Genomic DNA, 26204 nt, shown 5'->3' with positions numbered 1-26204 from the left:
ATCACGACCCCAGGATCGACGCGAGGAACTCCCCGACCCACCCGAGCAACTCCCGTCCGACCAACGGCTTCCCGCCCACCTTCGCCGTCTTCGGGCGCGGCACCAGCAGCTGGTGCACGGCCGGCTTGATGACGGTGCCCGGGTACAGGCGCTTGACCCTCAGCTCCTGCGACTCGCGCAACTCCACCGGCGCGAAGCGGATGTTGTTGCCCTGGAGGACGATCTCGCCGACGCCGCACGCGCGTGCCAGCATGCGCAGGCCCGCCACCAGCAGGAGGTTCTCGACGGGCTCGGGCAACTTGCCGTAGCGGTCGACGAGTTCCTCGCGTACGGCGGTGATGTCCGCCTCGGTGTTGGCGGAGGCGATGGAACGGTAGGCCTGCAACCTGAGCCGCTCGCCGGGGGCGTAGTCGTGCGGGACGTGCGCGTCGACCGGCAGCTCGATCTTGACCTCCAGCGGCGGCTCCTCCTCCACGCCGCCCTCCAGCGAGGCGCGGTAGTCCGCGACCGCCTCGCCGACCATGCGGACGTACAGGTCGAAGCCGACGCCGGCGATGTGTCCGGACTGCTCGCCGCCCAGCAGGTTGCCCGCGCCCCGGATCTCCAGGTCCTTCATGGCCACGTACATGCCCGCGCCCATCTCCGTGTGCTGGGCGATGGTGGCGAGGCGCTCGTGGGCGGTCTCGGTGAGCGGCTTCTCCGGCGGGTACAGGAAGTAGGCGTACCCGCGCTCGCGCCCACGCCCGACACGGCCGCGCAGCTGGTGCAGCTGGGACAGGCCGAAGTTGTCGCCGCGCTCCACGATGAGGGTGTTGGCGTTGGAGATGTCGATGCCGGACTCGACGATCGTCGTCGAGACGAGCACGTCGAACTTCTTCTCCCAGAAGTCGACGACGACCTGCTCCAGCGCCTGCTCGGACATCTGGCCGTGGGCCGTGGCGATGCGTGCCTCGGGGACGATCTCGCGCAGCCGGGCGGCCGCGCGGTCGATCGACTCGACCCGGTTGTGGATGTAGAAGACCTGGCCCTCGCGCAGCAGTTCGCGGCGGATCGCGGCGCCGATCTGCTTCTCCTCGTAGGGGCCGACGAAGGTCAGGACCGGGTGGCGCTCCTCGGGCGGGGTCGTGATCGTCGACATCTCGCGGATGCCGGTGACCGCCATCTCCAGGGTCCTGGGGATCGGGGTCGCGGACATCGTCAGGACGTCGACATTGGCGCGCAGCTTCTTCAGCTGTTCCTTGTGCTCGACGCCGAAGCGCTGCTCCTCGTCGACGATGACCAGGCCCAGGTCCTTGAACTTGGTCTCCGAGGAGAACAGCCGGTGCGTGCCGATCACGATGTCCACCGAGCCCTCGCGCAGGCCCTCCAGGACCGCCTTCGCCTCGGTGTCGGTCTGGAAGCGGGACAGGGCCCGGGTGTTCACCGGGAACTGCGAGTAGCGCTCGGAGAACGTCCCGAAGTGCTGCTGCACCAGCAGGGTCGTGGGCACGAGTACGGCCACCTGCTTGCCGTCCTGCACCGCCTTGAACGCGGCCCGCACCGCGATCTCCGTCTTGCCGTAGCCGACGTCACCGCAGATCAGGCGGTCCATCGGGACCGACTTCTCCATGTCCTCCTTGACCTCGGCGATGGTGGTCAGCTGGTCCGGGGTCTCGGCGTACGGGAAGGCGTCCTCCAGCTCGCGCTGCCAGGGGGTGTCCGAGCCGAAGGCGTGTCCGGGGGCCGCCATGCGCGCGCTGTAGAGCTTGATCAGGTCGGCCGCGATCTCCTTGACGGCCTTCTTGGCCCGCGCCTTCGTCTTCGTCCAGTCGGCGCCGCCCAGGCGGTGCAGGGTGGGCGCCTCGCCGCCGACGTACTTGGTGATCTGCTCCAGCTGGTCGGTGGGGATGTACAGCCGGTCGCCGGGCTGGCCGCGCTTGGCGGGCGCGTACTCGACGACGAGGTACTCGCGCGTGGCGCCCTGCACGGTGCGCTGCACCATCTCGATGTAGCGGCCCACGCCGTGCTGCTCGTGGACGATGTAGTCGCCCGCCTCCAGGGTGAGCGGGTCGATGGTCTTGCGGCGGCGGGCCGGCATCCGGGCGCCGTCCTTGCCGGCCGCCTTCTGCCCGGACAGGTCGGTCTCGGTCAGGACGGCGAGCTTGAGCGCCGGGTCCACGAAGCCGTAGTCGATCGAGCCGCAGGCGACATGGACGACGGACGGGGCGATCTCCCCGAGGTCGGCCTCCAGGCGGGCCGCGACGCCCTCACCGCCGAGCACCTCGACCGTGCGGGCCGCCGGGCCGTGGGCCTCGGTCACGAAGACCGTGCGCCAGCCGTCGGCGAGCCAGCCCTTGGTGTCGGCGAGGGCCTTCGCGGTGTCCCCGCGATAGGACTCGGGGGCGTGCATGCCGAGCTTGAGGGTGTCCGCGTCGAGCGTCTCGTCGGCGGCGAACGGCGACACCGACCACCACATCATGTCCAGCTCGCGCGCCCGGTCGCGGACGTCCGCGATGGACCACAGGGAGGCGGCGCCGACGTCGATGGGCGCCTCGCCGCCGCCGGCCGTGGCGGCCCAGGAGGCCTGCAGGAACTCCTGTGAGGTCGCCACGAGGTCGGCGGCACGCGTGCGTACCCGCTCCGGATCGCATACGACGGTCATGGCGCCCTTGGGCAGGACGTCCAGCAGCAGCTCCATGTCGTCGACGAGGACCGGCGCCAGGGACTCCATGCCCTCGACGGCGATGCCCTCGGCGATCTTGCCGAGCAGTTCGCCGAGCTCGGGGTGCGCCTCGGCGAGGGCACGCGCGCGTGCGCGCACGTCGTCCGTGAGCAGCAGCTCGCGGCAGGGCGGGGCCCACAGGCCGTGCTCGGCGACTTCGAGGGAGCGCTGGTCGGCGACCTTGAAGTAGCGGATCTCCTCGACGTCGTCGCCCCAGAACTCGATGCGCAGGGGGTGTTCCTCGGTGGGCGGGAAGACATCGAGGATGCCGCCTCGTACGGCGAACTCGCCGCGCTTCTCGACGAGCTCCACGCGCGCGTACGCGGCGGCCCCGAGGGCGTCCACGATCGCGTTGAGGTCGGCGGTCTGTCCGGTCCTCAGCGCCACCGGCTCCAGGTCGCCGAGGCCCTTGACCTGCGGCTGAAGCACGGAGCGCACCGGCGCGACGACGACGGAGACCGGGCCCGTCTCGGGGTCGTCCGAGCTGGGGTGGGCGAGGCGGCGCAGGACGGCGAGGCGACGGCCCACGGTGTCGCTGCGAGGGCTGAGGCGCTCGTGCGGCAGGGTCTCCCAGGACGGGTACTCCACGACGCCCTGGGCGGGGAGGAGGGAGCGCAGGGCCGCAGCCAGGTCCTCCGCCTCGCGTCCCGTGGCCGTCACCGCGAGCAGCGGGCGGTCGGCCTCACGGGCGAGGGCGGCGACCACGAACGGGCGGGCCGCCGGGGGGCCGACCAGGTCGACGTGCATGCGGTTGCCGTCTGCGGCCGCCGTGACCGCTTCCGCGAGGGCGGTGTCCTTGACTACGGCGTCGAGCAGACCGTGCAGACTCATGGAGGGCGCTTTCCGTCCAGGGGTGGGCAACACGAAGGGCCCGACACGTGGCACGAGCGTGGGACGAGCCGGGTGTTCCAGCGTACGTCGCTGCGCGGGCGGACGCCGGGGCCTGTGGATAACGCCGGTTCTCCGCGACTGGGGGCCCGTGTCCTAGATCACTCCTCGATCACTCCTCGGACCGCTCCTGGGCCGCTTCTCAGCCGCTTCTCGGCCGCCCCTCGGCCGCTTCTCAGCCGCCCCTCGGCCACTCCACCCCCCATCGGACCGAATCGCACAGGCGGGCGAAAAACCGAGCACGGCAACGCGTAAGGTCCCCCCATGCCCACCCCTGCCGCCTCCATCACCCCCGACGCGTCCTCGGACCCCCACATACCGGCACCCGCCCCCAGCGAGCCGGGCCACACCCGGCCCGACGGCGCACGGCGAGACCCGTGGCTCCTCGCCACCGCCCTCTTCACCGCCTACGCCGTCATCTCCGTGGGCCGCTACCGCCACCTGGGCCAGCGTTCGTGGGATCTCGGCATCTTCGAGCAGGTCATCCGCTCCTACGCGCACCTTCAGGCACCGATCGCCGACCTGAAGGGGCCGGGGTTCAACATCCTCGGGGATCACTTCAGTCCGGTGACCGCGCTCCTCGCGCCCCTGTACCGGGTCTTTCCCTCGCCGGTCACCCTGCTCGTCGCGCAGGCCGCGCTCTTCGCGCTGTCCGTCGTTCCCGTCACCCGTGCCGCGGCCCGGCTGCTCGGGCGGCAGCGGGGGCTGGCGATCGGTGTCGCGTACGGGCTGTCGTGGGGGCTCCAGCAGGCCGTCGACTTCGACTTTCACGAGATCTGTTTCGCCGTGCCGCTGATCGCCTTCTCCCTGGAGGCGCTTCTCGCGCGGCGGTGGCGGGCCGCGCTGCTGTGGGCCGTGCCGCTCGTCCTGGTCAAGGAGGACCTGGGGTTCACCCTCACCGCCATCGCCCTGGTCGTCGCCTGGCGGGCCCGCCAGGACTCCCCGCGCGCGTACCGGTACGCGATCGGCGTCGCCGTGCTCGGGGTGGTGGCCCTCGCGGTGACGCTTCTGGTGGTCATACCGGGCTTCAATTCCGCGGGGACCTACGACTACTGGGACAAGGTGAGCGAGTCGGGCGGCGGCGGCCCGTTCGACGGCCTCGACACCAAGCTCCGTACGCTCGCCTGGCTTCTGATACCCACGACCGGGCTGCTCGCCCTGCGGTCCCCGATCCTGCTCGTCGCCCTGCCCACCGTCGGCTGGCGTTTCGTCTCCTCCTATGCGCAGTACTGGGGGACGGACTGGCACTACAACGCCGTCCTGATGCCGGTCGTCACCCTGGCGCTCGTCGACGCCCTCGTCGCCGGCAGGCACAGCACGCGCGCGTGGCTGCGTTCGTACGTCCGTCACGTGCCCGCCGCCGTCGCGGCCGCCGCGCTCGCGCTGACCACCTCGCTGCCGCTGTCCGCGCTGGCCGAGAGCGAGATCTACCGCAAGCCCGCGCGCGTGAGCGCGATCGAGCGGCTCCTGGCCGAGGTTCCCGACGGCGCCTCCGTCGAGGCGAACATCGCGCCGATCAGCCGGCTCACCTCGCGCTGCCGGGTCTTCTGGGTCAGCAACGCCCGGGGCGTCGAACCCGACTTCATCGCCCTCGACAACTCCCGCAAGCGCTACCGCGACGTCGAGGCCTACGCCCGCACCCTGCACCCCGACGCCCGGTACACCACGAAGGGCACCGCCTACGGAGTCGTACTCCTGGAGCGGCGCACGGCGGGCTGAGCGCGGCCCCATGACAGCCGGGCCCGGTCCGAAGGTGGCAGTACCTTCGGACCGGGCCCGTCCCCCGCAACCCCCGTGTGCGGTGGCTATTCGGTCGCGATCGCCTTCAGGACGTTCATCCGGCCCGCCCTGAACGCCGGGATCAGGGCGGCGAACAGGCCCACGAAGGCCGATCCGACGAAGACCCCGATGATCGTCGGCCACGGGATCTCCAGGACGTTCAGACCCTCCAGAGCCAGCAGCTTCTGGGCCGTCGCGCCCCAGCCCATGCCCAGCCCCAGGCCGAGCAGGGCACCGAAGAGGGCGATCACCACCGACTCCATGCGGATCATCCGGCGCAGCTGGCGGCGGGAGAGGCCGATCGCCCGCATCAGGCCGATCTCCCTCGTCCGCTCGACCACCGACAGCGCCAGGGTGTTCACCACACCCAGGACCGCCACGATGATCGCCAGGGCGAGCAGGCCGTAGACCATGTTCAGCAGCTGGCCGACCTGGTCCTTCAGCTCTTCCTTGAAGTCGGTCTGGTCACGGACCTGGTACTGCGGGTACGGCTCCAGGGACTTCTTCAGAGCGGCGTACGCCTCGTCCTGCTGACCGTCCTTGGCCTTGGCGAACATGATCTCGTTCGGCGGGATCCGGTCGGCCGGGACGTACTTCTGCATCGTCTCGATGCTGGTGTACCGCGCGCCCTGGTCGATGGAGGTGTCGTCGTCGGTGACGGCGGCGACCTTCAGCTCGGCGGTCCGGCCGCCCTTGAAGGCGACGGAGATGGTGTCGCCGACCTTCACGCCGTGCTTCTTGGCGTAGTCGGAGCCGACCGACATGGCGTCCTTGCCGTACGCGGCCGACAGCGTGCCCGCCGTGGTGGGGCGGCGCAGATCCTCGGCGTACGTCGGGTCGGCGGCGGTGATGTCGCTGTCCTCGGTCTTGCCGTCCGGGGTGGTCAGCTCGGCGTCGAGCATCTTGTAGCGGGTGACGTGGGCCAGGTCCGGGCTCTGCTGCATCGCCTTCTCGGCCTGCGGCACGATCCGCTGGTTGCCCTGGACGATGAAGTCCGCGCCGACCGACTTGTCGAGCTCGCTGGTGGCCGAGGCGACCATGGAGGAGCCGACGACCGACAGACAGGCGACCAGCGCGAGGCCGATCATCAGGGCCGCGCCGGTGGCGCCGGTGCGGCGCGGGTTGCGCAGGGCGTTGCGCTCGGCCATCCGTCCGACGGGACCGAAGGCCCGCAGCAGCACCGCGCTGATCACCCGGACCACGGCGCCCGCCAGCAGCGGGCCGATGACGACGAAGCCGATCAGGGACAGGACGATGCCCGCGCCCAGCATCAGCGCGCCGTCGCTCGCCTTGTCGGCGGTGGCCGCCGTGTACAGGGCGAACGCGCCGGCCCCGGTGAGCACCGCGCCGATCAGACCCCGGATCCAGCCCGCCTTCACGTCGGCCGGCGTACCGGCGTCCCGCAGGGCGGCCATCGGGGAGACCTTGCCGGCGCGGCGGGCCGGGAGGTAGGCGGCGAGGACGGTGACGACGACGCCCAGGACCACTCCGGCGATCGGGGTGGTGACCTTCACGGTCAGGTCGTCGGTGGAGAGGTTCATGCCGGCCATCGACATCAGCTTCATCAGCCCGATGGCGATGCCGACCCCGGCGGCCACGCCGAGGACGGAGCCCACGACGCCGAGGAGCAGCGCCTCGACCAGCACGGACCGGTTGACCTGCCTGCGGGACGAGCCGATGGCCCGCATCAGACCGATCTCCCGCGTCCGCTGGGCGACCAGCATGGAGAAGGTGTTGATGATCAGGAAGATGCCGACGAGGAAGGCGATGCCGGCGAAGCCGAGCATGGCGTACTTGATGACGTTCATGAACTCGCCGACGCCCTCACGGTTCTCGTCCGCGGTCTCCGCCTGCGTCTGGACCTTGTACGTGCCGTTCAGGGACTGCGTGACGTTCCGCTTGAGCTGCTCGTCGCTGACGCCCGTGGCGGCGGTGACGTTGAGCTGGGTGAACCGGCCGGTCGCGCCGAGCAGTTCGCGCTGTGCGGTGGCGGTGTCGAAGTAGACGACCGCGGCACCGGGGTTGGTCACCTTGAAGGTGGCGACGCCGACGATCCGCGCCGTGAAGTCACCGGTCTGCGCGATGGTGCGCAGTTCGTCGCCGAGCTTCAGGTCGTGCTTGTCGGCGGTGTCGGCGTCGACCATCACCTCGGTGGGCCCGCGCGGGGCGTGTCCGGAGGTGATCTCCATGGAACGCAGGTCGTTCTTGGTCCAGTTGCCGGCGATGGTGGGCGCGCCGGTCGTCGACCCCATGTTCTTGTTGTCGCTGTTGACGACGGTCACGTTCATCGAACTGACCGCGCCCTCGGCGGACTTGACGCCGTCGGCCCGCTCGGCCCGTGCCAGCAGCGAGGCGGGCAGCGACTCGGGGACGCCGCTTTGCGGGGTGTCGTCGGCCTTGGTGTCCTTCGGGGAGATGGTGACGTCGGACGACGTGGTCGCGAAGAGCTTGTCGAACGTCGTGTTCATCGTGTCGGTGAACACCAGCGTCCCGCACACGAAGGCCACCGACAGCAGCACCGCCACGGCCGACAGGGCCATCCGCCCCTTGTGCGCGAAGAAGTTGCGCAGGGAGGTCCTCAGGACGGTCATGACGTACGCCCCCGGGCGTCGAAGTCCTTCATGCGGTCCAGGACGGCGTCGGCGGTCGGCTTGTACATCTCGTCGACGATGCGTCCGTCGGCGAGGTACAGCACCCGGTCCGCGTAACTGGCCGCCACGGGGTCGTGGGTGACCATCACGATGGTCTGACCGAGTTCGTCGACGGACCGCCGCAGGAAGCCGAGCACCTCGGCGCCCGCGCGCGAGTCGAGGTTTCCGGTCGGCTCGTCACCGAAGATGATCTCCGGGCGGGCGGCCAGGGCGCGGGCGACGGCGACACGCTGCTGCTGGCCGCCGGAGAGCTGGGTGGGCCGGTGCTTGAGCCGGTCGGAGAGCCCGACCGTGTCGACCACCCGCGCGAGCCACTGCTTGTCCGGCTTGCGGCCCGCTATGTCCATGGGCAGCGTGATGTTCTCGAGCGCGTTGAGCGTCGGGAGCAGGTTGAACGCCTGGAAGATGAAGCCGATCCGGTCCCGGCGCAGCTGCGTGAGCTTCTTGTCCTTCAGCCCGGTGATCTCGGTGTCGTCCAGGTAGATCTGACCGCCGGTCACGGTGTCGAGCCCGGCGAGGCAGTGCATCAGGGTGGACTTGCCGGACCCCGAGGGGCCCATGATCGCGGTGAACTGTCCCCGCGCGATGTCCACGTCCACATGGTCCAGGGCCACGACGCGGGTCTCCCCCGACCCGTACGCCTTGACGACCTGCCGCGCCCGCGCGGCAACGGCCGTACGCCCTCCAGTACCCCCGTGCCTGGGAATGGTCACAGCCGATGTCACGGTATGTCTCCTAAGTCGGTCAGCAGGTCGGTCACGAAAACCGGTACGTCCGTCAGTCTCGTGGCGGGGACGGGTCCGGCGCGCTGGTGCCGGGCCCCCTCTTGTGCGGGGGAAAACCCCACCCCCGCCGGTTCGGTAAACCGCCCCCCAGCGGCGTAAAGCCAGGTTAAGGACGGCGCCCCGGCCGTCTCGTCCTCCGGCGGTACCAACCCTCCCCGAGACCTAGTACGGAGGTCCCCCTAGGGGCTCTCCTCCCTCCGGTGGAGCGCGGGTCAGGGTCGGCTCCCCCCTCGGGCCCATCGAGCCTCCACCCTCCCGCGGCGTCAGGGTCAAGTGGGAAGCTGGTGCGCGCCGGATAGATGCAAGGGGAAAGCAACGCGCGGCGACGGGAAGCACCAGGAGAGGAGCCCGGTGGGCAGGACCGACAGACGAGGGGCCGTGGTCGCGGCCCTGATGCTCGCGATGGCGCTGGCCGCGCTCGACTCCACCATCGTCTCCACGGCCGTACCGCAGATCGTCGGCGACCTCGGCGGCTTCTCCGTCTTCTCCTGGCTCTTCTCCGGCTATCTCCTCGCCGTGACGGTGACCCTCCCGGTGTACGGCAAGCTCTCCGACACCTTCGGCCGCAAGCCGGTGCTGATCGCGGGGGCCGCGGTGTTCCTGCTGGGCTCGCTGCTGTGCGCGGTGGCCTGGAACATGGGGTCGCTGATCGCGTTCCGGATCGTGCAGGGCCTGGGCGGCGGGGCCCTCCAGGGCACCGTCCAGACGCTGGCGGCCGACCTGTACCCGCTCAAGGAGCGCCCGAAGATCCAGTCGAAGCTGTCCACGGTGTGGGCGGTCTCGGCGGTGGCGGGACCCGGACTGGGCGGGATCCTCGCGGCGTACGCGGACTGGCGCTGGATCTTCCTCATCAACCTGCCCATAGGCGCGGTGGCGTTGTGGCTGATCGCGCGCCATCTGCACGAGCCCGAGCGGCGGCGGAGGGGGCCGCGCGCGCGGATCGACTGGGCGGGCGCGCTGGCGGTGTTCGCGTGCGGCGGTGTGCTGCTGACGGCCCTGGTGCAGGGCGGAGTGGCCTGGCCGTGGTGGTCGGGACCGTCCGTGGCCCTGTTCGGTACGGGACTCGCGCTGGTGGCGGTCGTGGTGCTGGTGGAGCGCCGGGCGGCCGAGCCGATCATCCCCGGGTGGGTGTGGCGGCGCCGCACGATCGCGGCGGTGAACCTGGCGCTGGGCGCGCTGGGACTGCTGATGGTGGCCCCGACGGTGTTCCTGCCCACGTACGCCCAGGCGGTGCTGGGCCTCGCGCCGGTGGCGGCCGGATTCGTGCTGTCGGTCTGGACGTTGAGCTGGCCGGTGTCGGCGGCGCTCAGCCAGCACGTGTACCGAAGGATCGGCTTCCGCAACACCGCGATGCTGGGGATCGGCACGGCCTCGCTGATCCTGCTGGCGTTCCTGTTCCTGCCGTATCCCGGTCAGGCCTGGCAGCCGGCACTGCTGATGCTCCTGCTGGGCGCCGCGCTGGGCCTGTTCCAACTCCCGCTGATCGTCGGCGTGCAGTCGACGGTCGGCTGGTCGGAGCGGGGCACGACGACGGCGTCGGTGCTGTTCTGCCGGCAAGTGGGCCAGACGGTGGGCGCGGCGGGCTTCGGCGCGGTGGCCAACGGCGTACTGGCGGCACGGCTCGGCGGGGCGGGCGACCTGGACTCGGTGACGCGGGCCCTGGACCTGGGCGGTACGGCCCCGGAGGCGACCAGGAGGGCCATCGCCGACGCGGTGCACGCCGTGTATCTGGGGGCGTCCTGCGCGGCGGCGCTGGCCTTCCTGGTGCTGTTGCTGCTGGCGCCGAGGCGGTTCCCGGTCCTGAAGGAGGCCGACGACCAGGCCGCGGACCGGGCCACCAGCGACGCCGCTACGGGAGACGGACGCTGACCTCGGGGTGGTCCGGCGAGGGTCCGTCGAGCAGCGGCTGCGGTACGCCCTTCAGGTGCAGGTCGAAGAAGGCGGCCACGTACGCGCGCGTGAGGGCCAGCGAGCGCTCGTACGGCAGCGGTTCGGCGTCCGGGATTCCGACCAGCCTCGCGAGCAGCGGTACGTCGGTGAAGGAGCCGTGGTCGGCTCCGGTGACGGACAGCCGGCGCTTCCAGCCGTCCAGGTCTCTCCAGGACTCGTCCCAGGTCGTGTCGTTCGGCGACCTGTCCTTGGCCCCGAACATCAGGAACGGACGCCCGTCCAGACCGTCCGCGGGGACCGGCGCGAAGAAGTCGCCGTCCATGTTCACACCGGCCCGCACGCGCGCGTCGGCGGCCATCGTCGCGACGGCCGCGTTGCCGCCGATGGAATGCCCGGCCATACCGACCCGCTCGGCGTCGATCACGCGCGCGTACCGCCACGCGGGGTGCCGCCCGGTCAGCCGGTCGAGCACGAAGGAGACGTCCGCGGCCCGGCTCTCGGCGACGGCCTTGCCGCCGATCGAGGCGGAGTCGTCGCAGATGGCACAGGGCAGGGTCTGACCGTCGGGCAGGGTCGTGCCGGCGTTTTCGTACGGATGGTCGACCAGTGCGACGACATATCCACGACTGGCCAGGTCCTCGGCGAGGCCGGTGAGCGTGGCGCGCGGGAGCGTGAACCCGGGCGACAGCACGACGAGCGGGAACCTGCCGTGCGCGGGGCGCGCCGCTGTGCGCGCCCAGGTCCCGACGCCGCTGATCGCCTCCGGCGGGACGGTGGAGCCGGGCACCCTCAACTCCAGCAGGTGACGTGCCTCTTCCCTGGTCATGTACGGAGCTGCCGGCCCGCCCGTACCCCTGCGCGCGGGGTAGTACAGGGACACCATCAGCTGCCGCGGACCGGCGGAGGGCACCCAGGGGTCGGAGCGGTCGCCGTCCACGAGGTGGAGCGTGTCGCGTCCTACGGCGTGGGGACCGGAGGGGCGGGGCAGTTGGACCGATGCCGCGACAGGGGCTGTAGCGGATGCGGCGACGGGGGCTGGGGAGGATGCGGGGGCGGCGGCGAGCGCGGGCAGAGCGAGGGCCGGCCCGATCACGAGCACGACGGAGGCCGCCGCGGCGGCTAAGAAGCGTGGTCTGTTCATGCACAGGACGCTAGGCCGCGCGCCCCCTGCCTGACGTCGCCCGACGGTCGTAGGCCGGGGGTGCCGGAGGGTAGTGCGGATGTACTTCCCCGGTCTGACCGGCCCCTGACACACACCCTTACCCTGTCCCCATGCTGACCCTGGAGCGCCTGCGCGCCGACCACGCGGACGCCCTGCTGGCCTTCGAGCGCGAGAACCGGGAGTACTTCGCCCGTACGGTGCCCGACCGCGGGGACGCGTACTTCACCCCCGCGGGGTTCGCGGCCAGGCACGCGGCGCTCCTGGCCGAACAGGACGCCGGGATCTGTCACTTCCACGTGGTGCTGGACGACGAGAGGCGCCTCGTCGGGCGGGTCAACCTGATGGACGCCATAGACGGCTCCGCCGAACTCGGGTACCGCGTGGGAGAGTCCGCGGCGGGCAAGGGAGTCGCCACGGCGGCGGTGGCGCGGCTGTGCCGGCTGGCCGGGACGACGTACGGGCTGACGTCCTTGGAGGCGAGGACGACTCTGGACAACCTGGCCTCCCGGACGGTCCTGGAGCGTAACGCCTTCGTCGCCGTGGAGGAGACCCCGATCGAGGGCCAACCCGGGGTCCGCTACCGGCGCGCGCATCTCGGGCACTGACAGGGCGGGAACCGGCCCGCGAGGTCGAAGGGCGTGTCCTTGCGGGAGGGCTGGTACGTCACTGTGGGTCCCCACGTGCGCCCACCGTCCCGGGACACGCGGAGGGTGAGCCAGGGTCCGGCCACCTCCTCGAACGGGTCTTTGTGCTGGTCCGCCTGTTCCATGCCGCCGCCTTTCACTTTCCGTGCTGTTGTCTGCACACAGTGACGTCACCCTGGGTACGCTCGGAAGGTGGCTCAGCGTGACAACGGGGTGCGCACGGAGGGGAGTTGCCGACGTGGCGATCGAGGACAATCCGCGTTCGCGGGAGCAGTACGGGGCGGAGCTGAAGCGGCGGCGCGAGGCGGCGGGGCTCACGCAGGAGCAGTTGAGCCAGCGTGCGGTGATGTCACGCACGCACATCGCGCATATCGAGGCGGGGCGGCGGAGGCCGGATCCGGATGACGCGCGGCGGTTGGATCAGGTGTTGGAGGGGGGTGGGTTCTTTGTGAACTTTCTGCCGATCCTGGATGGCCGCAAGGTGGCAGAGCACTTCGAAGAGGCCCTCGAATTCGAGGGCAAGGCAAGCGAGATCCGGGAGTATGCCCCCAAGTTGGTACCGGGCATCCTGCAAACCCCGGCTTACGCGCGCGAGGTGCTCAGTTCTGGCGCTTCGCCAAAGAGTGCCGCAGAACGCGACGAGCTCCTCGCCACCCGCCTCGAACGCGGCGGCATCCTCGAGGAGTTCGGCTCACCAAAGGTGTGGACACTGCTCGACGAGGCGGTGCTACGGCGGCCCATCGGCGGCCCAACCGTGATGTGCGAGCAGCTCCGTCACATTGCTGCGCTGGGGGAGAGCCAGCGCATCCGGGTCCATGTCCTGCCCTTCGCGGTGGGCTACCACGCCTTGTTGGAGGGCTTCGTCTCACTCATGTGGTTCGAGGACCTCCCGCCCATCGCATATGTGGAAGGCTTGAAGTCGGGCCGGGTTTGGGAACTTCCGTCCGTGGTCCGCCAATGTCAGGTGGCTTACGATCATGCGCTGGGCGACGCGTTGTCGCACCGCCAGTCCCTGGCGCTGATCAGGTCGGTCGCGGAGGATTACGAGCATGAAGCGCAGCGAGACCAGCATCCCTGACGCGTCGGTACTGACCGGCTGGAAAAAGTCCAGCTACAGCGGCGGCAGCAGCGGCGACTGCCTCGAAGTCAACGACGCCGCCCGCCCCACCCACGTCCCCGTCCGCGACAGCAAGAACCCCACCGGCCCGGCGATCGTCTTCTCGGCGCCCGCCTGGTCGGCGTTCGTCACGTCTCTCACCACGTCTCCCTGAGCGCACCCCTTCTTCGGCGACGCCAGAGAGAAAGCCTGTCCAGCCACAACCGCCACGCCGACTCCGGACCGCCCGTCCAGTCATCTCCGAAGAACGAGGCGAACCCCACACCCACAACGACAAACACGCCGCATACCAGCGTGGGTCCGAGTGCCACGGGCCCCCTGCCCATCACCTCTGTTCCGATCTTCCACAGACCGCCTCCGGCGAATGCCCACCCAAAGGCCCTGCCGAAGATCTGCCAACCGAACTCCCCGAGTTCCCCGTTGCCCAGCAGCGACCACATCAGCAGCCCAAGCCCCACCCAGAGGACGGCCAGGCGCCAAGCGAGGTCCGCGCCCATCGGCGTCAGTTCGAACGTCTCTTCCTGAACCGCGATCTCGACCACACGATCGCGCCAGATCGTGAAGCCCGCCTCGCGCCCGACCTCCGCCGCGCTGTAGACCTCGCTGTCGACCCGATGCGTCTCAAAGCTTCCCGAGTCCCTCCGCACCGTCAGCTCGTAGATGGTCTGCTTGGTCTCCTTGTCCCCTTCTTCGTACGAGTCCTTCTGCGCGACCTCGCCGGTCTCCTGCCCGACGCAGTCCTCCGTCGTCGCGGCCTCGGTCACCGCGCACACCTGCGCCCGCTGATACGCGCGAAGGTCCTCAAGCGGCTCCCAGGACAGATACGTCCCCAGCACCAGGGCGACGACGGCCACCGCGAACCCGATCCTCCTCGGTGGAGTGAAGTAGGGGGGAGAAGGCCTCCTCAAGTGGGTGATCATCCATCCGGTAGGTGAGCGCCCCTGCCCCACAGGGACCCAGCCGTCACGCCGCGGCCCGTTGCGGGACCCGCTCGCGCCGCCCTCCACCCGGCCCGTTCCGACCGTCGCCATCACGGGTGCGGCCACCCGCCGCCTGCTCTCCTCCTCGCTGAGGCGGGTCACCTGACCTCGGAGCGTCCTGACCTCGGCCTCCAGGCGGAGGACGGTCACGGCCATCTGCTCACGCTGCTGCTCACTGCTCCGCAGCCGGAGTTCGAGGTCTTGTACATACGCGGAAGCCGCCTTCAGCTGCCGCTGCTGCCATTCGCTGTGCCGTCGCAGCTCCAGCACACCGGCTTCGCGGGCGGAGGCGGCGACCTGAGCCGTCCTCAGCTCCCGGTGCAGACCGGCGACCGCCCCGTCGAGTCTCCCCCGCGCCTTGAGCGCCTCCGCCAGTTCCGTCTCGACGGCCCGCTGCCGGTCCTGGGCCGCCTCCAGCTTCCGCTCCAAGTCGTAGCGGGCCCACCGCTGTTGGTACGGCTTCTTTCCCGCGGGCCGCCTCGCCGCCTCGTCCTCGGATTCCTTCAGCGCGTCCATGTACAGGGCGAAGACGCGCGCTTTCTCCTCGGCCGGCACCGGCATCCCGGCCACGCGTTCACGGGCCTCGTGGAGTACGGCGAGCCACTCTCTCGCCGGCATCAGCTTGCCGGCGAGGATCCGCGACAGCTCCGATTTCTCCGTGGCCAGCGCGCGGGCCGCGTCCTGCCGTGACGGCCATAACTCCCCGACCACGCGACGCGCGTACGTCGCCCAGCCCCGCACAGCCGGGCCGAGATCGGGGTCGAGTTCCTTCAGTGGACGCCCCCGGCGCCGGCCGGGCGCACGCTCCTGTGGCCCCGCCTCTGGCCCCGACGTCTGTCCGGGGTCTTCAAAATTCCTGGTCACAACGTTAGTTGCAGCTTTCGCACAAATTCTCGGGGGGCTCATGCTCTCAGTTGTCCGCACCGGATGCGGCTGATCCGTGAAACCCCGAGGAGCAGTGCGCCATGCGCAAGAACCCCCGCTGCGACCGCCGTCGCCCCCTACGCCTGTCCCGTACCGCGCTCAACGGCCTGGTCACCGGCGCCGCCACGGCCGTCGGCGCATCCCTGTGCGGGTGGTTCCTGTCATGGCTCTGCGGCCGTTTCTGAGAGGCATGTCACTGTCCGCGTCGGCACCTCGAGTGCTTGCCCCAGCCGTTCCCCCCTAGGGCTGACCGGCCCTTCCCGCGTTGGGGCAGCACGTGACCGCCACCGCGGCGCTGCTGCACCTGAAGTAGCCACTCGGTTGCCCTCAGTCCCCAAACAGGCGCTTAAAAGTCAGAGTTAACGGCGGTAACACCGCTGGTCAGACACGGTTCGGCATCAGTGGGCGCAAACCGACCACTCAGTTTGCCGAAACCCTCGCGCATGCCGGTACTCCGAAGTAACGTGCGTGGCTCGCCCGCCCCCCACCTCCCTGCGGTCCGCCGCGCCGGACCCGAGCCACGCAAGGAGTACCGGGATGTCCACCCCGTACGACCCATATTCACCGCACTCGTCTCCCCCGAGGCACTCTCCCCCGCAGTACGCCACCTACCCCTGGCAACCGTCCGCCCCACCGGAACCGCCACGCCACCGAGTCCCCGACCACCCGCCCCTCGGGCACCACAGCGACCTGCGGGTCCTGCGCAGCGCCTACCGCTGGCAGCGGCGCACGGCGACCCTCACCGCACTCGGGTACTTCACGCTGTTCCTGCTCCTGTCCGCCTGCGCGCCCGGGTTCATGACCAGCACGGTCACCGACGGACTGCCCGCCGGCCTGCTGCTCGCGCTGCTCCAACTTCCCGTCACCTGGCTGGCGATAGGCCTGTACGAGTACACCGCCCGCCGCTACCTCGACCCGATCGCGGACCGCATCCGCAAGGAGGCCGCGGTGGACGCCAAGCGCGAGGCGGGCAAGAGGGGAACGGGCCGATGACGAACTTCAGCGGAAACGCGCAGGCGATGTCGCTGGTGGCGTTCTGCGTCGTGGTCACCGTCACGCTCCTGCTGTGCGTGATGACCGGCCCGGACCGGGACGACCTCGACGAGTTCTACACGGGCTACAGCTCCCTGTCCCCCATGCGCAACGGCCTCGCGATCGGCGGCGATTACATCAGCGCGGCCACCGTACTCGGGACCACCGGCGTGGTCGCGCTGTGCGGCTACGACGGGATCGTGCTGGCGCTGAGCACCGCCCTGTCGCTGATGCTGCTGATGTTCCTGCTGGCCGAACCCCTGCGCAACGCGGGCCGGTTCACGATGGGCGACGCGCTGGCCCGCCGTATGCCCGGCCGGGGCGTGCGGGTCGCGGCGTGCGCGGTGACGCTGGCCGCGCTGGTCCCGCTGATGCTGGTGCAGCTGGCGGGGACCGGGCAGTTGCTGGCGTTCATCCTCGGCTTTTCGAGCGACGGCCTGAAGACCGGGTGCGTCATCGGCCTGGGCGTGCTGATGATCAGCTACGCGGCCATCGGCGGTATGAAGGGCACGGCCCTCATCCAGATCCTGAAGATGGTGATGCTGCTCGGCTCGGGCGCTGTGGTGGCCGTCCTGGTGCTGCGGCGGTTCGACTGGGATCCGGCTGCGTTGTTCAGCGCGGCGGCCGAGCGCAGCGGCGTCGGCTCGGCGTTCCTGGAGTCGGGACTGCAGTTCGCGGGGAGTCCGTATCCGCGCGTCGACATGATCACCTCCCAGCTCGCGGTCGTCCTCGGCGGGGCGGTGCTGCCGCACATCACCATGCGTATGTACACGGCGACCGGCGCCCGCCAGGTACGCCGGTCGATGTCCTGGGCGGTGTCGAGCGTGGCGCTGTTCGTTCTGGTGATCACGGTGGTCGGCTTCGGCGCGACGGCGCTGATCGGGCGTGAGGTGATCGCCGGGGCGGATCCGCAGGGCAACACGGCCTATCTGCTCGGCTCCCGGGCCGTGTTCGGCGCCGAGGTCTCGACCGCGGAGAGCCTGCTGTTCACGGCGGTCACCACGGCCATCTTCCTGACCGTGCTCGCCTCGGTGGCGGGCATGATCCTCGCCTGCGCGAACTCGCTGGCCCACGACCTGTTCGCCACCCGGGTCCGGGAGTTGTCCGGCCACCGCGAGATGGCGCTGGCGCGGCTGTCGGCGCTGGCGGTCGGCGTCCCGGCGATCCTGCTGGCGACGATGGTCCAGCACCGCAGCCTCCAGCCGCTGGTGACCCTGTCGTTCACGCTGGGCGCCTCGGCCATCGCGCCGGCCCTCGTCCTCAGCCTCTTCTGGCGCCGGTACACCCGGGCCGGTCTGCTGTGGACCCTCATCGGCGGCTCGGCGGTGGTGCTGGCGCTGATGCCGGGGACCAACCTGGTCTCCGGGTCGCCGGTGGCGGCCTTCCCGGAAGCCGACTTCAACTGGTTCCCGTTCACCACGCCCGGTCTGGTGTCGATCCCGGCCGGCTTCCTGTTCGGGTGGCTGGGGACCGCCATCTCCGGGCGGCGGCAGTCGGAGGAGCAGCGCCGCCAGTACGAAGCCGTGGAGGGGTGGATTCTGGCGGGGGCGGTGCGCAGGGGGAACTGACACCGGCAAGGCCGGCGCCGGCGCTCACTCCTGGATGGTCTGGCCGGTGAGCGCCGTCAGGCTGTTGCGCATCTGGCCGATGTGGGTGCGGACGTCGTCCCACATCTCCCCGTGCTCGCGCAGCACCTGTTCCGTCTCCCGGGCGATCTCGTCCGACCGCTCACGGGCCTGCGTGAGGAGTTCCGTCGCGCGGGCCTGCGCCTCCTCCTGTGCCCGCCGGGCCGAGGCCTGCGCGTCCGCGAAGATCTGCTTCGCCTCGGCCAGCGACGCCTCGGCCAGCGCCAGCCGCTCCTGGTGAGCCGCCTCCTGCGCGGCCAGCCGCTGCTCGGCCTCCTTCTTGGCGTCACCCCATCGCGTGCCGTGGTCCCGGGCCTGCTCGGTGAGCATCTTGGTGGTCCGGTGCCGCAGATCTCGCAGCGCGAGCAGTTCCAGCCCGCGCGCCTCCCGGACCGCCCGCCGCGCGGCCACCCGGTGCTCGTCGGCCTCGGCCCGCGCCGCGCGCATCCGCTCCTCGACGTACGCGTCGGCCTCCACGCGCAGGGAGTCGGCGTGCGCCTGCGCCGCTTCCCGGATGCCGTCCGCCCAGGCCTGTGCCTTGTCCACCAGGGCCTGCCCCTCGCTGCGCGCACTCTCGCGCACGGCCGCGGCCTCCTCCTGCACCAGCTCGAACAGCCGCCGGGCCTGCTCACCCAACGACTCGTACGTCTGCGGAGCGAGCTGCGCCACCTGCTCCCGCAGCCGCTCCGCCTCGGCCTCCATCTCCTTGGCCAGTACGGTGAGCCGGGCGGCCCGTTCCCAGGCGGCGTCCCGGTCGCGGAAGAGGGCGTCGACATAGGCGTCGACCTGGTCGGGACGGTAGCCACGCCCCCGTACGACCACGAAGTCGTGGAGCGAGCCCGGTGCGCTGCCGCTCATCCTCAGAACCCCTTCCACCGACCTGATGTGAAAATGATGATTTAGCGCACATCTTGATGGATCGGGTGTAGGCGTTCATAACGCGACACTCCGGGCAGGTGGCGGGGCGCGAGGGGTGCGCGGGGGCACGGGGGTATACGGACGGGGAGCACATCGGCGTACGAACGCGGGGCACGCGGGCATGCGAACGCGGGGCACGTGGGTGGGGTTGCGCGGGCGCTCGGGCGGGCGTACGCGAAAGGGCCGGCCCCGGACGTGCGCCCGGAGCCGGCCCCTTCACGCCCCGGCCGCCGCGGTCAGCGGCAGCCGGAGGGCGTCACAGCAAGCCGTCCCACATCTCCTCCAGCAGCACCGACCACCAGCTCTCCGGCGAACCGAGCGCCGCCGGGTCGAGAGCGGCCAGCTGGGCCTGGAAGTCGACGGTCCAGCGGCCCGCCTGCTCCTGGTTGAGGCCGAAGCGCAGCCGCCACATCCGGCCGAGCAGCGCCAGGCAGCGCTGGAACTCGGGCAGGCCCGTGTTCACGAACTGCGGCGGTACGGGCGCCCCGCCCGGCCCGGCCTCCACCGGCACGGCGACGATGTTCGCCGTCCCGTACTGCACACAGATCGCCTTGCCGAAGTCACTGCCCATGACGAGGTACGACCCGGCGTCCGACGCCGGCTGCACGCCACGCTCCTGCGCCAGCTCCGCCAGCGTCGGAACCGGCCGCCCCGGCTGGGCCTGCGCCCAGAAGAACGGACCCATGTCCATCGGCAGTCCGCCGACGACGAGGCTGTGCGCCACGACCGGCGGTACGCCCTGCCGAGACACGGCGGCCTGCTCGAACCGGAAGAGCCCCGGCCCGAACGCCCCCGCCAGCTCCTGCGCCACACCCTCCGGCGGAATCGGCGGCGCCGCCTGCACCTGCGGCAACGGTGCGCGCACCGGCGCCGGCCGGGCGGGACCGTCGGCCACCTGGTGCAACTCGCCCTGATGGGCGAGCAGTTGCTGCATGCCCTGCTGCCGGCTCGCGTGATCCGTGCCGTACGGCGCGATCGACGTGATGCGCGCCTGGGGCCACTGCTCCCGGATCATCCGCGCGCAGTACGCGCCCGGCAGCTCGCACGACTCCAACTCGGTGTGCAGCTCCAGGACCTGGTCCGGCGGCACGTTCATGCCCCGCAGCTCATGGAAGATCTGCCACTCCGGGTGCGGCGTACCCGGCGCCGAACGCCGGATCAGCTGCTGCTCCGACCCGTCCTGCGCGCGGTAGCGCAGGACGGCCTGGTAGCCCGGGCCGACGGTCGGCTGACCGGTGGGCTGCGGCGGATATCCGTACGAGGGCTGCCCGGGGGCGGGCTGGCCCGGCATGGGCTGGCCCGGGATCGGCTGCCCTGGGGCGGGGTGCCCCGGCCCGGCGTGCCCGGGCGGCGGCGGAACGGCGCCCGGCGCCATGGGGGGCTGGGGGGCACCGGGCATCCCCGGGGCCGCCGGGGCGCCGGAGGCACCGGGAGCAGCCGGGGCGCCAGGCGGCTGCGGAGCACCAGGCATACCCGGGCCACCGGGAGCGCCGGGAGCACCGGGAGGCTGCGGCGCACCAGGCATACCCGGACTCGCCGGCGGCATGCCGGGGGCACCCGGCGGCTGCGGCGCGCCGGGCGCCTGCGGCGGCGGAGGCACGCCGGGGCCGCCCATCGAGGGTGCGGCCAGCACGGTCTCGGCATGGTGCACGGCGCCTTGGGCACCACCGGGGGCGCCGGGCGGCTGCGGAGCACCAGGACCGCCGGGAGCACCCGGAGCACCCGGAGCACCGGGAGGCTGCGGAGCACCAGGCATGCCCGGGGCACCCGGAGCACCGGGCGGGCTGGGGATGCCGGGCGGGTTGGGGTCGGCCAGCATGGTCGCGGCATGGTGCACCCCGCCCGGAGGCGTACCGCCGGGCGTGCCGGGTGGGTTGGGCGCCCCGGGGGCACCCGGAGGCTGCGGCGCGCCGGGCATACCGGGCGCGCCCGGTGCTCCGGGCGGCTGCGGAAGGCCAGGCGTGTTCGGGGCACCGGGTCCCTGAGGAGCGCCGGGCCCGGCGGCGCCCTCCGGCCCCTCGGGCCCGAACGCCGACACGAGCTGCGTGGGCACATAGCCGCCACCCGAAGCACCGGCGGCACCCGGAGCCGACGGCGGCACAGGCTGCGTACTCCCGGCGGGCGCGCCTCCCGCGCCCGGCACACCGGGCGCACCCGGCGGCGGAGGCGGCGTCGCAGGGCCCCGGCCCCGAGGAGGCGCCGCCTTGCTCGTCGCGGCGTCGGCGATGTCCCCGGCGCTCTGCGCGGGCGGCTGCCCCGGCCCACCCGCGGCCTGCGGATACCCGTAGGACGGCGCACCCGGCGGAGGCGGCGGCGTCGCACCGGACGCACCACCCGCACCCTGCGGATACCCGTACGAAGGCACACCCGGCGGAGGCGGCGGCGTCGCACCCGACGCACCACCGGCCCCCTGCCCGTCCGTACCACCGACCGCAGGCGACACCGCCGTAGGCGGAAGCTGGCTGCCGCCCGACATCAGTGCGGTGTTGGCGTCCGGCGGCACACTGTCGTCACCGCTCAGCGGCGGCGCGAACACCGTCTCCGGCAACGGCACCGAACGGTCCTCACCGGCATCGGCGTTGGTGTCGGTCCCCGCCCAGGGAGTCGCCCCTGCGGGCACTCCCGGCATCTCCGGCGTCCTCGGCGGCGCAGTCGCCCCCGAGTCGGATTCCCCGGCAGGAGGCCCGCCCAACGTCTCAGGAAGCCCCCCGGCGCCCGCGGCACCCCCCTCACCCGCGGCACCACCGGCGTCCGCCCGCGAAGTCCCGTCCCCGTCACGCCCGTCCGGCGCCCCCAGCCTGTCCGCCGCCTCCTGCAACCACTCCGGCGGAGTCAGCAGGAACGACGTCTGGTTCAGGTCCACCCGGGCCGGAGCGGCCGACGCCGGCTCCGCGGCCGCCGCGACACGGCCGTACTCCTCCTCGTACCGGCGCACGACCTCACCCACCGGCAACGCGGGCCACAACGTGGCTTCCCCGCTGTCCCGGGCGATCACCAGCCGCAGAGCACCGCCGTCCGAACGCGGACCGTCCGCACGGTCCTCGGCCCACACCACGAACCCGCGCTCGAACTCCCGCACCCGCACCTCACGATGCTGGTACGCCGGCAGGTCCCCGTTGATCCACTCCTCGGCGCGCTCCTGCGCCTGCGCGAACGTCACCATCGCGAAGCTCACTCCCCCACAGCCGCGGCCGCGACGGGCACCGCACGCGCGAACCCACCGTCCACCATCAGATTCGCCACCGTCTCCAACTCCGGCGGAGAACCCGCCAGCCGGGACAGAAACGCGTCGAAGTCCTCACCGCACGGCAGCAGCAGCCGCTCCACCCGCTCCGCCGGCGGCCACGACGGATCCACGTCCCGCGCGTCGTCGTACGCGCAGAACCACACCGAACCGATCCGGTCGCCCTTCACCTTCACGGCCAGCAACCCGCCCTGGACGAAGCCGACACCCAGGTAGTCCTTGGTCAGATGGTCACGCAGACACTTGTTGACGTAGACCAGGTCATTGACCGCCGCCTCGTCCCGCACCGTGAAGAACGGCTGGTCGATCAAGAGGCCCAACTCCGCGTCCAGCGCAGTCCCCACCGGCGCGCACCCGCCCGCCGCCTTCAGGAACGACCGGTACGCGCCCGGCAGCCGGTACCCGAGGTCCTCCTCGACACCCTGCGCCTGCGCCTCGGTCACCGCCACACCCGACTTCGGCAGCCGGAAGTGCGCGGGCCGCGTCTCCTGCAACGGCCGCGTGCCGCGCTTGTACTGGTCCACCGCCGACGTCGCGATCCCGCCGTGGTGCCGCAGCAGCGCCTTCACCTCGACCGGGACCAACTCCAGCCGCCGGGTGCCGACGGCGTGATGCCAGGTCCAGCCGTGCGGTGTCGCCACCGCCGGCACCGTGTCCCACAGCTCGTGCCCCGACGCCGCCAGTGCCGCGTTCGCCGACACGTAGTCCGTCAGCCGCAACTCGTCGACCCCGAAACCCTCCGGCGGCTCCGCGATCTCCGCCGCCGCACGCGCGTACGCCGAGAAATCGGGGTAACCGCGCTCGTCCACGCGTACCCCTCTCGGGTGACGGGACGCCCGTACCGGATCCGGGAAATGCACGACCTGCCCGGCGTAGGCCGCGTTCGGCGGCGCGGCTTGCTGCCCGAGCCGACCTGTCGTCATGGCGGTTGCCCCCTGCGGCGTTCTGATACGCGCCGCCATGACCACTCTCGGTCACAACGCCACGTATCGACTGTCTCGTCTGCGTCCACGCGTCACCGCATGGAAAGCGGTGCCGACAGCCTATGCGGTACGACGACACCGGTCACCGGCGCCGGTCACGCCCCCTTCCGCTTCCGTGACCAGCCGTCACCCCGCCGTGACAGCGCGCCCAAACCCGGGCGTGTCGCGTCGCCCCAGCTTCCGCACCCGCCACGGCATTTGGCACTCTGTGACGTCCGAGAGCATGCCCGGGGGATGCTCGGGAGGGGATGATGATCATGAACGCGACGCAAACAGGGCCGCACGCGGCGAGGTCCGGCGACCCCCGCATCGGCTGGAGTGCCACCGAAACCCCCCACGCGCCCGCCCTCCGCCACCGCCGCGACGGCATACTCCCCACCGTCGCCGCCGCCCTCTCCGTCCGCGGCGCCACCCTCACCGGCACCGCCGCCCGCGGTGACCAGCCCCCCGAACTGCACCACCTCGTGCAGGACTTCCTCGACTCCCTCACCAGCGGCGAACGCGACCGCTTCACCGGCCGCTGCGCCGAGACCATCCTCATCTCGCGCCACATCACCACCGCCGACGCGGCCCGCAGCAAACGCGCCGCCCGCAAACCCATGACCAACGGCGAAGCCCGCAAAGCCCTCAAACAGGCCAAGCTCACCGCCCGCCGCATCCGCGAGGACGGCGACCCCCTGCACGGCAGCTTCGCCGCCCCCTGCCGCGCCTGCAACGCCCTCAGCGCCCACTTCGGCGTCCGCATCGTCGACCCGGCCGCAGAAGACGGCTGACCCGACACCCAGACCCGAACCCGAACCCGACCCCGAATCCCGCAACCCCCCGCACGTCCCACAGGCACCGACGAACAAAGGGCAGATGCACACCGACCGCACCTCCTCCACCCGTTTCCCCGTCCCCGTGGACGCCGCCCTGCGCGCCGCCGGCTGGCAACCCGGACGCTGGGACATCAAGCAAGCAGAGGTCTGGGCCGACACCCTGCGCGAGCACACCTCACCGATGGGTCACCGCCACGCCGTCTTCCCGGCCGCCGTGGAGGCCTGGGCCGAGTTCGGCGGCCTGCACATCGCACCCGGCGGTGCCGGCCGCCAGGTCGCACCCGCCAGCGTCCACTTCGACCCCCTGCACGGCCTGCACATGGCCCGCACCCTCGGCGACCTCGGCCGCGCCCTCGACACCGAGGTCTGCCCCCTCGGCACCGAGACCGACAGCCAGGCCCTCCTCGCCATCGACGCCGAAGGCCGCGTCTACGCCCTCGACCACACCGGCGACTGGTACCTCGGCCCCGACATCGACCAGGCTCTCGCCGGCCTCGTCGCAGGGATAGAACCGGTACGGCTCACGGCGGGCTGACCCGGCGAAGCGACGAAACCGGCGGCGGGCCCGACCCAGCCGAGCCACGCCCGGCGCGCCTCACCGGCCGCCACCGCTCGCAGCGGCTAAGCCGCCGGAATCACCGCCGACACCCGGAATCCCCCCGCATCCGTCGGCCCCGACACGAACACCCCGCCCAGCGCCGAGACCCGCTCCTTCATCCCCACCAGACCGTTGCCCCCCGACGGCAGCCGCGCCGACGACGCCGACGATAGCTCCGGCGGCGGCTCGTTCTCCACCTGCATCGCGATCTCCGACACCCGGTGCGCCAGCCGCACATGCGTCTTCGCACCCGCCGCATGCTTGTGGACGTTGGTCAACGCCTCCTGCACCACGCGATACGCCGTCTGCTCGACCTCCGGCGCGTACGCCCGCGTCTCCCCCTCCACCGACAGATCCACGACCATGCCCGCCGCGGCCGACTGCCCGATCAACTCGTCCAGCTCCGACAGACAAGGCCCCTCACCGGCCGGCTCGTCCCCACCGGCCCGCTCCCGGTCGGCGGCCGCCGCGGCAGCTGCCCCCACCGCGGCCAGCGGCACCACAGCCCCCCGCACCCGCCGCGCCTCGACGGCCCCGCTGCGCAGCACCCCGAGCATCTCCCGCAGCTCCGTCAGCGCCTGCCGGCCCATGTCACCCACCAGCGCCGCGTTCTTCACGGCCTTCTCGGGATCCTTCCGGGCGACCGCCTGCAACGCCGCGGCGTGCACCACCATCAGACTCACCCGATGCGCGACCACGTCATGCATCTCACGCGCGATACGGGTCCGCTCCTCGCCCCGCGCCCACTCGGCCCGCTCCTCGGCCCGCTCGGCGAGCAGCTGAAGCTCCCGCTCAAGACTGTCGGCCCGCTCCCGCAGGCTCTCCATCAGGCGCCGCCGCGCACCCACGTACAGGCCGAGCAGCAGCGGAGGCGCGGTCACACCGAGCGCGGTGGTGAGCGAGGCGAACGGAACCACCCAGTCACCGAAACTCAGATCCCCCCGGTCCACCCCCTGCCGCACCCACACGAACGTCACGATCAACGTCCCAACGAACGACATCCCGGCCAGCGCGGCGATGATCCGCCGCGGCAGCTCGGAAGCGGCGAGGGTGTAGAGCCCGACGATGCCCAGCAGGAACCCCATCTGGGCCGGCAGAACGGCGATCGACACCAGCACGACCGTGATCGGCCACCGGCGCCGCAGCACCAGCACCGCGCCCGCGAGCAGCCCGAACACCACGCCCACGGCCACCGGAATCCCGGCGTCCCCCGCGAACCGAACCCCCTCGACCCCGCACTCCAGCGCGGACACGACGCCCAGACTCACGTCCAGCACCGCACTGCGCACCCGATCCCACCACCAAGGCCCCGCCCTCGGCGGCGGGACCTCGGCGCGCTCTTCCCCCGTCGTGGTCATGGCTCCAGCCTAAGGGCCGCCGCACGTCCATTTCCGGGGAGTTTTGACGACTGGCCTACACCACACTGCGTAACCGAACGTAAGCGAAACCGCCCGATATCCCTCGA

General features: G+C 71.6%; 19 protein-coding genes. 10 read left to right on the top strand and 9 right to left on the bottom strand.

The annotated features are described in order from the left end of the window. Position 1: 1 nt before the first annotated feature. Positions 2-3532 (bottom strand): transcription-repair coupling factor, encoded by a 3531-nt coding sequence (gene mfd / locus ACIRD7_RS26050; RefSeq protein ID WP_403457334.1) that lies wholly within the window; start codon positions 3530-3532, stop codon positions 2-4. Positions 3533-3853: 321 nt separating this feature from the next. Between mfd and ACIRD7_RS26045 the strand changes: the two genes are divergently transcribed. After that, on the top strand, positions 3854-5308 hold the full coding sequence (locus ACIRD7_RS26045) for a DUF2079 domain-containing protein (RefSeq protein WP_403457333.1): 1455 nt from the start codon (positions 3854-3856) through the stop codon (positions 5306-5308). Between the two features lie 86 nt (positions 5309-5394). Here the strand turns inward: ACIRD7_RS26045 and ACIRD7_RS26040 are convergent, their stop codons facing one another. Both ACIRD7_RS26040 and ACIRD7_RS26035 read right to left on the bottom strand, forming a co-directional pair. Continuing rightward, positions 5395-7959, bottom strand: coding sequence for an ABC transporter permease (locus tag ACIRD7_RS26040; protein ID WP_403457332.1), 2565 nt, complete (start codon positions 7957-7959; stop codon positions 5395-5397). Further along, positions 7956-8744, bottom strand: a complete 789-nt coding sequence (locus tag ACIRD7_RS26035; RefSeq protein ID WP_266515779.1) for an ABC transporter ATP-binding protein — start codon at positions 8742-8744, stop codon at positions 7956-7958. The genes ACIRD7_RS26040 and ACIRD7_RS26035 overlap by 4 nt, the downstream gene beginning before the upstream one ends. A gap of 453 nt (positions 8745-9197) precedes the next feature. Between ACIRD7_RS26035 and ACIRD7_RS26030 the strand changes: the two genes are divergently transcribed. Continuing rightward, on the top strand, positions 9198-10673 hold the full coding sequence (locus ACIRD7_RS26030; RefSeq protein WP_403457510.1) for an MFS transporter: 1476 nt from the start codon (positions 9198-9200) through the stop codon (positions 10671-10673). On the opposite strand, the gene ACIRD7_RS26025 is transcribed toward ACIRD7_RS26030, so the two are convergent. Beyond that, positions 10654-11835 carry an alpha/beta hydrolase family protein gene (locus tag ACIRD7_RS26025; protein WP_403457331.1) on the bottom strand — a complete coding sequence of 394 codons (1182 nt, stop codon included), beginning with the start codon at positions 11833-11835 and terminating at the stop codon, positions 10654-10656. The genes ACIRD7_RS26030 and ACIRD7_RS26025 overlap by 20 nt on opposite strands. A 131-nt stretch (positions 11836-11966) precedes the next feature. On the opposite strand from ACIRD7_RS26025, the gene ACIRD7_RS26020 reads away from it, so the two are divergent. The 3 genes from ACIRD7_RS26020 (at position 11967) to ACIRD7_RS26010 (ending at position 13771) form a co-directional block, all read left to right on the top strand. Next, on the top strand, positions 11967-12461 hold the full coding sequence (locus tag ACIRD7_RS26020; protein ID WP_403457329.1) for a GNAT family N-acetyltransferase: 495 nt from the start codon (positions 11967-11969) through the stop codon (positions 12459-12461). Positions 12462-12738: 277 nt separating this feature from the next. Further along, the gene (locus ACIRD7_RS26015; protein ID WP_403457327.1) at positions 12739-13578 is read left to right on the top strand and encodes a Scr1 family TA system antitoxin-like transcriptional regulator; all 840 of its coding nucleotides are present in this window, start codon (positions 12739-12741) and stop codon (positions 13576-13578) included. Beyond that, positions 13550-13771: a DUF397 domain-containing protein gene (locus ACIRD7_RS26010; RefSeq protein ID WP_403457326.1), complete on the top strand. Its 222-nt coding sequence runs from the start codon at positions 13550-13552 to the stop codon at positions 13769-13771. Before ACIRD7_RS26015 ends, ACIRD7_RS26010 begins: the two co-directional genes overlap by 29 nt. Here ACIRD7_RS26010 and ACIRD7_RS26005 read toward each other — a convergent pair. Further along, complete coding sequence (locus ACIRD7_RS26005) at positions 13755-15308, bottom strand: hypothetical protein (protein ID WP_403457324.1); 1554 nt, start codon at positions 15306-15308, stop codon at positions 13755-13757. The genes ACIRD7_RS26010 and ACIRD7_RS26005 overlap by 17 nt on opposite strands. Before the next feature lie 254 nt (positions 15309-15562). On the opposite strand from ACIRD7_RS26005, the gene ACIRD7_RS26000 reads away from it, so the two are divergent. From ACIRD7_RS26000 to ACIRD7_RS25990, 3 genes are all read left to right on the top strand, one after another. Beyond that, positions 15563-15706, top strand: coding sequence for a hypothetical protein (locus tag ACIRD7_RS26000; protein ID WP_403457322.1), 144 nt, complete (start codon positions 15563-15565; stop codon positions 15704-15706). Between the two features lie 352 nt (positions 15707-16058). After that, complete coding sequence (locus tag ACIRD7_RS25995; RefSeq protein ID WP_403457321.1) at positions 16059-16514, top strand: DUF485 domain-containing protein; 456 nt, start codon at positions 16059-16061, stop codon at positions 16512-16514. After that, positions 16511-18121 (top strand): cation acetate symporter, encoded by a 1611-nt coding sequence (locus ACIRD7_RS25990; protein ID WP_403457319.1) that lies wholly within the window; start codon positions 16511-16513, stop codon positions 18119-18121. The genes ACIRD7_RS25995 and ACIRD7_RS25990 overlap by 4 nt, the downstream gene beginning before the upstream one ends. Before the next feature lie 24 nt (positions 18122-18145). Here ACIRD7_RS25990 and ACIRD7_RS25985 read toward each other — a convergent pair whose 3' ends face one another. From ACIRD7_RS25985 to ACIRD7_RS25975, 3 genes are all read right to left on the bottom strand, one after another. Next, positions 18146-19036 carry a DivIVA domain-containing protein gene (locus ACIRD7_RS25985; protein WP_403457318.1) on the bottom strand — a complete coding sequence of 297 codons (891 nt, stop codon included), beginning with the start codon at positions 19034-19036 and terminating at the stop codon, positions 18146-18148. A gap of 316 nt (positions 19037-19352) precedes the next feature. After that, entirely contained in the window at positions 19353-22259 is a 2907-nt protein-coding gene (locus ACIRD7_RS25980) for an SUKH-4 family immunity protein (RefSeq protein ID WP_403457316.1), read from the bottom strand. 8 nt (positions 22260-22267) lie between these two features. Beyond that, positions 22268-23263, bottom strand: a complete 996-nt coding sequence (locus tag ACIRD7_RS25975) for an SMI1/KNR4 family protein (protein ID WP_403457314.1) — start codon at positions 23261-23263, stop codon at positions 22268-22270. Between the two features lie 308 nt (positions 23264-23571). Here ACIRD7_RS25975 and ACIRD7_RS25970 point away from each other — a divergent pair, with 308 nt between their 5' ends. After that, entirely contained in the window at positions 23572-24096 is a 525-nt protein-coding gene (locus ACIRD7_RS25970; RefSeq protein WP_403457312.1) for a YwqJ-related putative deaminase, read from the top strand. 85 nt (positions 24097-24181) lie between these two features. Further along, a complete protein-coding gene (locus tag ACIRD7_RS25965) occupies positions 24182-24676 on the top strand; it encodes an SUKH-3 domain-containing protein (protein WP_403457311.1) in 495 nt (164 codons plus the stop codon). 86 nt (positions 24677-24762) lie between these two features. Here ACIRD7_RS25965 and ACIRD7_RS25960 read toward each other — a convergent pair whose 3' ends face one another. Then, positions 24763-26097: a sensor histidine kinase gene (locus ACIRD7_RS25960; protein ID WP_403457309.1), complete on the bottom strand. Its 1335-nt coding sequence runs from the start codon at positions 26095-26097 to the stop codon at positions 24763-24765. Between the last annotated feature and the right edge of the window lie 107 nt (positions 26098-26204).

The organism is Streptomyces sp. NPDC093568, from assembly GCF_044764945.1.
Lineage (GTDB): Bacteria > Actinomycetota > Actinomycetes > Streptomycetales > Streptomycetaceae > Streptomyces.
The sequence above is the reverse complement of the archived record's forward strand: the minus strand, read 5'-3'. Positions and strand labels throughout refer to the sequence as shown.

Bases quoted from the DNA above. Each gene is read 5' to 3' on its own strand.
- ACIRD7_RS25960 (WP_403457309.1), bottom strand. From the start codon at position 26,097: ATGACCACGACGGGGGAAGAGCGCGCCGAGGTCCCGCCGCCGAGGGCG.
- mfd (WP_403457334.1), bottom strand. From the start codon at position 3,532: ATGAGTCTGCACGGTCTGCTCGACGCCGTAGTCAAGGACACCGCCCTC.
- ACIRD7_RS25985 (WP_403457318.1), bottom strand. From the start codon at position 19,036: ATGAGCGGCAGCGCACCGGGCTCGCTCCACGACTTCGTGGTCGTACGG.
- ACIRD7_RS26000 (WP_403457322.1), top strand. From the start codon at position 15,563: ATGCGCAAGAACCCCCGCTGCGACCGCCGTCGCCCCCTACGCCTGTCC.
- ACIRD7_RS25965 (WP_403457311.1), top strand. From the start codon at position 24,182: ATGCACACCGACCGCACCTCCTCCACCCGTTTCCCCGTCCCCGTGGAC.
- ACIRD7_RS26045 (WP_403457333.1), top strand. From the start codon at position 3,854: ATGCCCACCCCTGCCGCCTCCATCACCCCCGACGCGTCCTCGGACCCC.
- ACIRD7_RS26025 (WP_403457331.1), bottom strand. From the start codon at position 11,835: ATGAACAGACCACGCTTCTTAGCCGCCGCGGCGGCCTCCGTCGTGCTC.
- ACIRD7_RS25975 (WP_403457314.1), bottom strand. From the start codon at position 23,263: ATGACGACAGGTCGGCTCGGGCAGCAAGCCGCGCCGCCGAACGCGGCC.
- ACIRD7_RS26040 (WP_403457332.1), bottom strand. From the start codon at position 7,959: ATGACCGTCCTGAGGACCTCCCTGCGCAACTTCTTCGCGCACAAGGGG.
- ACIRD7_RS26010 (WP_403457326.1), top strand. From the start codon at position 13,550: ATGAAGCGCAGCGAGACCAGCATCCCTGACGCGTCGGTACTGACCGGC.
- ACIRD7_RS26030 (WP_403457510.1), top strand. From the start codon at position 9,198: ATGCTCGCGATGGCGCTGGCCGCGCTCGACTCCACCATCGTCTCCACG.
- ACIRD7_RS26020 (WP_403457329.1), top strand. From the start codon at position 11,967: ATGCTGACCCTGGAGCGCCTGCGCGCCGACCACGCGGACGCCCTGCTG.
- ACIRD7_RS25995 (WP_403457321.1), top strand. From the start codon at position 16,059: ATGTCCACCCCGTACGACCCATATTCACCGCACTCGTCTCCCCCGAGG.
- ACIRD7_RS25990 (WP_403457319.1), top strand. From the start codon at position 16,511: ATGACGAACTTCAGCGGAAACGCGCAGGCGATGTCGCTGGTGGCGTTC.
- ACIRD7_RS25970 (WP_403457312.1), top strand. From the start codon at position 23,572: ATGATGATCATGAACGCGACGCAAACAGGGCCGCACGCGGCGAGGTCC.
- ACIRD7_RS25980 (WP_403457316.1), bottom strand. From the start codon at position 22,259: ATGGTGACGTTCGCGCAGGCGCAGGAGCGCGCCGAGGAGTGGATCAAC.